We start from the raw sequence: 7,083 nt of genomic DNA on the forward strand, positions 1-7,083 counted from the left end.
ATAGTTTATAGTTCTTATAAGTGATTTTACTATTTTGGCTCTAATCGTTGTAAACCCAAACATTTGGATTTTCTACAGGAATAACATCTCCATATTGTGGTGATTTGTAATCAGTTGGTAAAATTTTCTCATAGATCGTAACTTCCTTGTTTAGCTGATGATCAAACACTTTGCTTCTTTTTTCCATGCCTTCAACACAAAGTATTCCATATTTGGTCCTTGCTCCATTTTTGCCTTCTTTATTGAATTTAATATAACCTTTTGTAGCAAGAACATCAATACGATCACGAATGGAATGATTGCTACCAAGTCCTGCTTTATTTTCGAATAACTTACAAAATGAACTAGTTGTATACACATTTCCTTTCCGTGCTTCTTCGTAAATCAATTGTAAAATATTATCGTACCTACGTGAACGCTCTGCATCTAACTTTTGACCATAGTCTTTGTTTACAAGTCTTTGTGATTCATAATCCGTTGTATGCCAGCAATTATTCACTTTATCAACGTATTTTGATGCAATAGCATGACCATTGCGTAACTCAAATATTAGCTGACGACAGCTTTGTTGTTCATTTGGTCTAAACATTATCATTCCTGTAGTATAAAAACTTCGCAATGAACCAGCTCCACTAAAGCTTTGAAAGGGATCTTCTTCTAATGATTTCTTTTGAATCTTTTTTGTATGATGTACTAAAATAACCCCTGCATCTTGATTAGCCAGCTTTCTCAATTTACCAACCCTTTCTTGTAGAAAGAATAACATAGCATTGTTGTCATTTTCACTACTATTCTCGCCGGCATCAAAAATATTGCGTAGTGGATCTATTGCTATTATATCAACTGCATTCGAGCCAAATGAACTTTCTATTTTATCTAAAATAATCTCTATACTATCATCATTTAGAAGTAACTCCACTTGTGGTGTAATAACTAAGTTATATCCAGCAATTTCAAGAAGTTCTTCATTTAGTTTAATCTGCTGAAGACGTTCACGCATATAGTGATAGCCAATTTCAGTTTGTAAGTAAAAGATTTTCAAAGGTCTTGTGGGCATCATGTTCAAAAATGGAACTCCTCCTGCCATATGTAATAACCAAGAAATAAGAAAATCACCTTTTCCAACCTTAGGTGCACCTGCAAACACCAATAGTCCTCCTGGAGTTAAAATTCTTGGAGCTATTATGTCTTTCGGCATTGGTGATTTATCGTTTAAATACTTTATTACTGGAATTGCTGAAAGTGAAATGCGACGCCCTGCTTTTTGAACTTTCGAGAATTCCTCGGTAGTTGATAGTTTTTTCACATATGGAACTTGAGGAATTGAAGATAAGAATTTTTCAACATTTATACCTTCTTTCACACAATCAGCAGCGTTCCAACCCTTTGGTTTATCTTTAGGTATTTCCAAAATGTAAAGTTCTTCAACTCCAAGACAAGTAAGTTTCATAGCAGATTTTTCAGCGTATTTCTTACCTGGTTCATCATTATCTGGCCAAATAATCACATGTTTACCTTTGAGTGGTGTCCAATCTGTTTTATTTGGGTCTGCGTTTGCTCCAGACATTGCAGTTGTGGCAGTTATGCCTTTCTCTATCAGCGCTTCTGCACATTTTTCTCCTTCAACAAGAATAACTTTATCGGACTTCAAAATACCTGGAATATTATAGAGTGGTCTTATCTCTGGTACACTAAAGGTGGATTTTTTGATATCAAAAGGAAGATATCTCTTGCCACTATCATCATAACGATATACTCTAACAATAGCTTGGCCATTTTCATCGTAATAATCCCAATATGCAGTTGGACTACTTGAATTTTTGAAATGACCAAGCCATTCAGCTATAGAGTCCATTACTTCAGTAAACTCTGTTCTAGTACTTTTTCTATGCACTGCTCCCCAAAGATCAATTATATCTCCACCTTCTTTTGTTGCAAAATCGTGCCATAGTCCAGCTTCACTACCACTCAATTCTACTACTAGACTCTTTCCTTTATCACCTTGTACATTGCCTACATAAAACTTATCACCACGAAAAATTCCTCTTGGTAATAGATATGAAAGGCATGATCTGATATTTAATAAAAGCTGAGCTTTTAGCTGTTCTTTTTCTAATAACGGTTTGTAATGTCCATGTGGAGCTGCTGTATTAAAATCACAATAGATATCCATAAAATTCCCCAATATATTTAAAATTTAACTTATGAAATTCAACTAAGCTGTTTTCCAGTGTCCGTTAACTTCACTGATGAATTTTGTTGGTATGGGTCTTCCATTTTTGAGTTCATACATTACTTGCAGAACATTTCTATGCTGACTAGGTTTAAATATTACTACTCCAGATGTATATAAACTTCTTAAAACATTAGCACCACTCAATGCTTGAAATGGATTCTTTTTTAACGTGGTTGTTGACACTTTTTTGGTGTAATGTGTAACTATTACTCCAGCCATAGGATTAGTGATAGAGCGTAGTTCATCAATACTATTTTGCAGAAAAGAGATCATACTCCTATAATCAAAAAGAGAGTCTATCACTATAAGATCAACTGTTTTTACATCGAGATTTTCCGACATAATTTCTTTTATTTTTTCCACATTCAAAGTTAACTGTACTTTTTTAGTAATAACTAAGTTTTCTGTCCCTTCATCAAGGATTTTCTTGCTGATTCTTAGCTTCTGTAAGCGCTCCCTTATGTAATCATATTCCATTTCATCCTGTAGATAGAATATCTTAAGTGGCTTTGCAGGCTTCATACCAAGAAATGATACTCCAGCAGCTAAATGTACCAACATGGAAAGTAGAAAATTACTCTTTCCTATTTTAGGAGTTCCACCTATCACCAAAAGACCGCCTGGAGTTAAAATTCTTGGGCCTATTATATCTTTTGGCATTGGTGATTTATCATTTAAGTAATGCCTTGCTGAAAACGATGTAATTTTATGTTCTATTGTGTTTTCTTTAGTATTTAACCACTTCTTAGCGGAATTTATATCACCTTTAACTAAAGTCCAAAGATCAATAATATCACCACTGATTCCTTTAGTAAAATTACGCCAATTTCCAGCTTCTTTACCCACTATTTTAACTGTAATCGTATCCTCATCACAGTTACCAACATAAGTCCTCTCTCGATAAAAATTACCGTTTGGAATTAGGTAAGGTACACACTCCTTAATATTATCAATCAATAATCCTTTTATTTCCTTTCTCTGCATAAAACCCCCATACATACTTTTCATACGTTTAGAGCTGAGATTAGCTAGCTCACAAACAGTTTCAAAAGACTCTGAATCAAACCATTTAATTGCTTCTTTCTTTAGCTCTAGATTTTTTCCTGCTGCATCTTTGATAGCTCTCTCAATTACAGCAATCCAGAGCTTCTCCTCGTCGTACTTCAAAACGGGACCCAATCAGATTCAATGCTATTGTTTTGTTCTGGAGTAACAACTGTAGCAATTCTGTTCCTGTCTCCGTATCTACTGTCGGCTTCAATACCAACTTTTGCAGTAAACTCTAACCCGTTAAAATCAGCTATAGAGTTGATTTTTCTAGCAATAACTGCTTTCTCTGAAGTGTCATGTGCATGAATATTTCGTGCTGACTCCAAAATACTTCTAAGCATGGAACGACCAGATTCTCCCCAAGTATCTTCTCCTTCAACGCTTGCTTTGCCACTTTTTATACCAATTACTTGAAAAATCTTGCGTTTTGCATATGAACCTTCAGTGACAGTAAATTCAGCGTTTAAATAGATGCTGCCAGTAGTATAGCTTTTAGTGAACCAATTTTCATAACCTCCAGGCTTTATTGCCATTTTTACCTTGACTATTGTACCTTTCGGTATTAAACTGCTTTGCAGTTTCGCGTTATTAAAATCAGTTAAAAAATCTGATAACATATTGTCTCCTATAAATTTATTGCAAAGTAAAAAAAAGAATCAACTGCTCCATTGGTCTACAACTTTCCAACGACCATTTATCTTATCGACAAGCTTGCTTGCCACATGTTCACCATTTCGCAACTCAAATACTATTTGACGGGTAGTGCTTTCCTCATCATGAGCAAACATCACCATACCAGTACTATAAAATCCCCTAAAAGAACCAGCACCGCTTAATCCTTGAAATGGATCTTCTTCCAGCATCTTTTTCGATAATTTTTTTGTATGATGAGTGAGTACAATACAAGCATCTGGATTGACAGCACTGCGTAGCTTTTCAAGAGTCTTTTGCAAAAAGAACAGCATAGCACTATTATCATTTTCATTTCCATACTCACTGCTAAAGATGTTACGCAATGGATCTATGGCTAAAACATCAGGTTTAAAGCGTTCTTTCACGATTTCCTTGATTTCACTTATTTCATCATGATTAAATGATAAGTGCACTTTTGGTGTAATGATTAAGTTGTTAGCAGCTATATTCACAAGTTCTTCATCAAGTTGAAGTCGTTGCAAACGTTCTTTCATATATTCATATTCAATTTCAGTTTGCATGTAGAAGATCTTCAAAGGTCTACTCGGCGTCATACCAAGAAACGAAACTCCAGCAGCCATGTGGACAAGCCAAGAGATCAAAAAGTCACTTTTGCCGATTTTAGGTGGGCCACCCAGTACCAATAAACCTCTTTTAGTTAGAATTCTAGGGGAAATTATGTCCTCTGGTATTGGCGTTTGATCACTTAAATACTCCTTTACGCTGAAAAAGGGGATTTTTTGACCGATATTGAAAAAGTTTTGTTCCATAATTATTCTCCAATTTTTAATTAAGCAATAGGAGCCAAAGTTTTGGCTTTAATTTTCGCAAGCAATTTACCAAGATGCGGTTCTTCAACCATATTCAGGCAGCCACTGCGATCTTTAGCTGGATATCCCCAAGAATTAATCGTCTGACAGATAAATGAACGTACCTCTGTGCCATCATCTTTCTTGAGGCCAACCATGCCGATTACTTCATCAACAATGCCGGGAATTTCACTAGCAGTTTTAGCCCCTTCACATTGAGGCAGCCAAGTTGAACGATTGCAATCATCAAGATACTGACCTAATGTGCCAACTATGATGATGTCTTTATCCGGAATATGTTGAAACTGATTGAGCCAAGCCATCATTTCTTGAGCAAGTAATCCGTAAGCAGCTCTCATGTCTTGCTTTCCACTTCTCTCAGAAAAAGCTTCCGGTTGCATTTTTGCCCATAAGAGACAAAGACGTGATGCTACAGTGATGCTATCAATGAAAATACATCGATATTTAGAAAACTCTTCATTGTATTTACTTGATACGTGCTCATAGTGTCTTTGGCTATACGCTTGATCAGATTTTAGCGCAGGGTTTGGACCACCAATTAGGCAGGCAATATCCCGAGCTTGACTCCAAGTACGAACACTAATTGAATCTCCCTGCCAATCTTGAACAGCAAGCAGACCTGCTTCAAAGTCAAGACAAAGTGTTGGTTCACTTATAGTCTTTAAGAGGCTGGTTTTACCAATACCGTAAGGACCAAAAATTACTACTTTTATGCCTGTAGTTGTTTTCAATCTTTCATTATTGTTTAAAATTTTAAAAGTCATTTATTCACCTCAATGGTATATGTTATATATTCAGGAAAGGTAGAATTTATGTTCAATTGTTCTTTTTGCCCTTGTAGTAGATGGAAGAGAGTTTTATACGTATTTTTCTTACCATAGTATTTAAAGTAGTTCTTGATATGTTGTTCATCTTAGCAACTTCATATAAGTTAAAGTACTTGAGTTGTTCGCATATCCTCTGCATCTTTCTTGGTAGCGTTGAAATCATGTAATCTACATCAGTACGTTTCGCTACTTCATTTTCAAAAGCTTCTGTTTTCTCAATATTGACGTAGTTATTAATATTGCGCTTCATACATAGTTGTTTCTCTAATAAGTTATTGGCACGACGTTCAGTTAATCTTGCTACAAAAGTGTTAAAGCTACCTTTACTTTTGTCATATCTATCAAGATAAGTCCAAATTTCACAGAAGAGTTCTTGCTCAAGATCTTCATGGGTTTCATGAGTAAAGCATTCAAAAAGTTTTAATCTCCTAGCTTGATACCGTATATTTTGAACAACTATGGCAGTTTTTAGTTTCATAACTTTTCCCTAAAACAATTAATGCTTTAAGGATGAGAACCTATAGGTGCACTTTGTAGGACAGGGGCAAAAATAAATAATACAGATGCAATTTTTAAACTACTGATATTCAATTACTTTTCTTCAAGAATAATACACATCCAAATTTAAATAATACTGCAACACAAAATTAGGCAAAAATTCATTTTTTTTGGACAAAAATTTTCCAAATCCTGAATATATATTATATAAGCCTTTCAAACTCATCACAGGTGTCAATTCTTACACAATCAGGAAGAGCAGCAATAGCAGCCAGCATAAAAAAGCAATCTATCCATCTTGCTTGGGGAACAGGTGATTCAAGCTCTGGAAGTAGCCATCAGGTCGAAAAAGTTTTTGTTGAGGGTGAAATAGCTCTAGATCACCACACTATTAAAGATGTAAGGGTTTTTACAGGGCAAACAGTGTATCAGCCAAGTATAGATTATATAGTTGATAGCAGTAGTGGTGTAATAAAACGTACGGAAAATAGCTCTATCAGGGCAAATAGTGCAGTTACTGTAGAATATAGTGAAAGCACACCACCAGGCTGATAACTTCTGAAAAACTGCCAATGAGCTTGGCAGACGTATTGCGAACGAAGTGCTCTTCTGCACAGGTGATGAGAATGGCGAGCTTTTGACTCCCTCTGGAAGGTTTAGGTCCTCAAATGTACCAACTAATAATCTTTTTCTCAAATTCACTTTCGATTTCACGGACGCAGCAAATCAAGTTATCAGGGAACTTGGGGTTATGGTTGGTACTAAAGTAAAAGAAGGTACCTAGAGGACAGAGATATTTTGAACCAAAAGACGTGGAAAATTCTGGAATTTTGTTAGTTTTAGAACACACCGTACCACTTATCAGAACATCTGCAACTCGGGAAACTTTTTCATTTGTTGTAACTTTTTGAAACAAAATGACCTTAAATAGTTATTATAACCGCTTTAA

At 35.4% G+C, this 7,083-nt stretch carries 6 protein-coding genes and 1 pseudogene; 1 reads left to right on the plus strand and 6 read right to left on the minus strand.

From position 1 onward, the window contains the following. Positions 1–40: 40 nt before the first annotated feature. Genes DM84_RS03825 through DM84_RS03850 form a run of 6 tightly spaced genes read right to left on the minus strand, consistent with a single transcriptional unit; the run spans position 41 to position 6,114 of the window. Positions 41–2,173, minus strand: coding sequence for an AAA family ATPase (locus DM84_RS03825; protein WP_250778414.1), 2,133 nt, complete (start codon positions 2,171–2,173; stop codon positions 41–43). 42 nt (positions 2,174–2,215) lie between these two features. Then, on the minus strand, positions 2,216–3,403 hold the full coding sequence (locus tag DM84_RS03830) for an AAA family ATPase (protein ID WP_250778415.1): 1,188 nt from the start codon (positions 3,401–3,403) through the stop codon (positions 2,216–2,218). Continuing rightward, entirely contained in the window at positions 3,400–3,903 is a 504-nt protein-coding gene (locus DM84_RS03835; protein WP_250778416.1) for a hypothetical protein, read from the minus strand. The genes DM84_RS03830 and DM84_RS03835 overlap by 4 nt, the downstream gene beginning before the upstream one ends. 39 nt (positions 3,904–3,942) lie before the next feature. Further along, positions 3,943–4,749, minus strand: a complete 807-nt coding sequence (locus tag DM84_RS03840; RefSeq protein WP_250778417.1) for an AAA family ATPase — start codon at positions 4,747–4,749, stop codon at positions 3,943–3,945. Between the two features lie 20 nt (positions 4,750–4,769). After that, positions 4,770–5,573: an ATP-binding protein gene (locus DM84_RS03845; RefSeq protein WP_250778418.1), complete on the minus strand. Its 804-nt coding sequence runs from the start codon at positions 5,571–5,573 to the stop codon at positions 4,770–4,772. 52 nt (positions 5,574–5,625) lie between these two features. After that, positions 5,626–6,114: a sigma-70 family RNA polymerase sigma factor gene (locus DM84_RS03850; protein WP_250778420.1), complete on the minus strand. Its 489-nt coding sequence runs from the start codon at positions 6,112–6,114 to the stop codon at positions 5,626–5,628. Between the two features lie 251 nt (positions 6,115–6,365). On the opposite strand from DM84_RS03850, the pseudogene DM84_RS06220 reads away from it, so the two are divergent. After that, positions 6,366–7,045: pseudogene (locus tag DM84_RS06220) on the plus strand (hypothetical protein). Positions 7,046–7,083: the final 38 nt, after the last annotated feature.

Source organism: Wolbachia pipientis (assembly GCF_023661085.1).
GTDB lineage: Bacteria > Pseudomonadota > Alphaproteobacteria > Rickettsiales > Anaplasmataceae > Wolbachia.

Bases quoted from the DNA above. Each gene is read 5' to 3' on its own strand.
- DM84_RS03825 (WP_250778414.1), bottom strand. From the start codon at position 2,173: ATGGATATCTATTGTGATTTTAATACAGCAGCTCCACATGGACATTAC.
- DM84_RS03835 (WP_250778416.1), bottom strand. From the start codon at position 3,903: ATGTTATCAGATTTTTTAACTGATTTTAATAACGCGAAACTGCAAAGC.
- DM84_RS03840 (WP_250778417.1), bottom strand. From the start codon at position 4,749: ATGGAACAAAACTTTTTCAATATCGGTCAAAAAATCCCCTTTTTCAGC.
- DM84_RS03845 (WP_250778418.1), bottom strand. From the start codon at position 5,573: ATGACTTTTAAAATTTTAAACAATAATGAAAGATTGAAAACAACTACA.
- DM84_RS03850 (WP_250778420.1), bottom strand. From the start codon at position 6,114: ATGAAACTAAAAACTGCCATAGTTGTTCAAAATATACGGTATCAAGCT.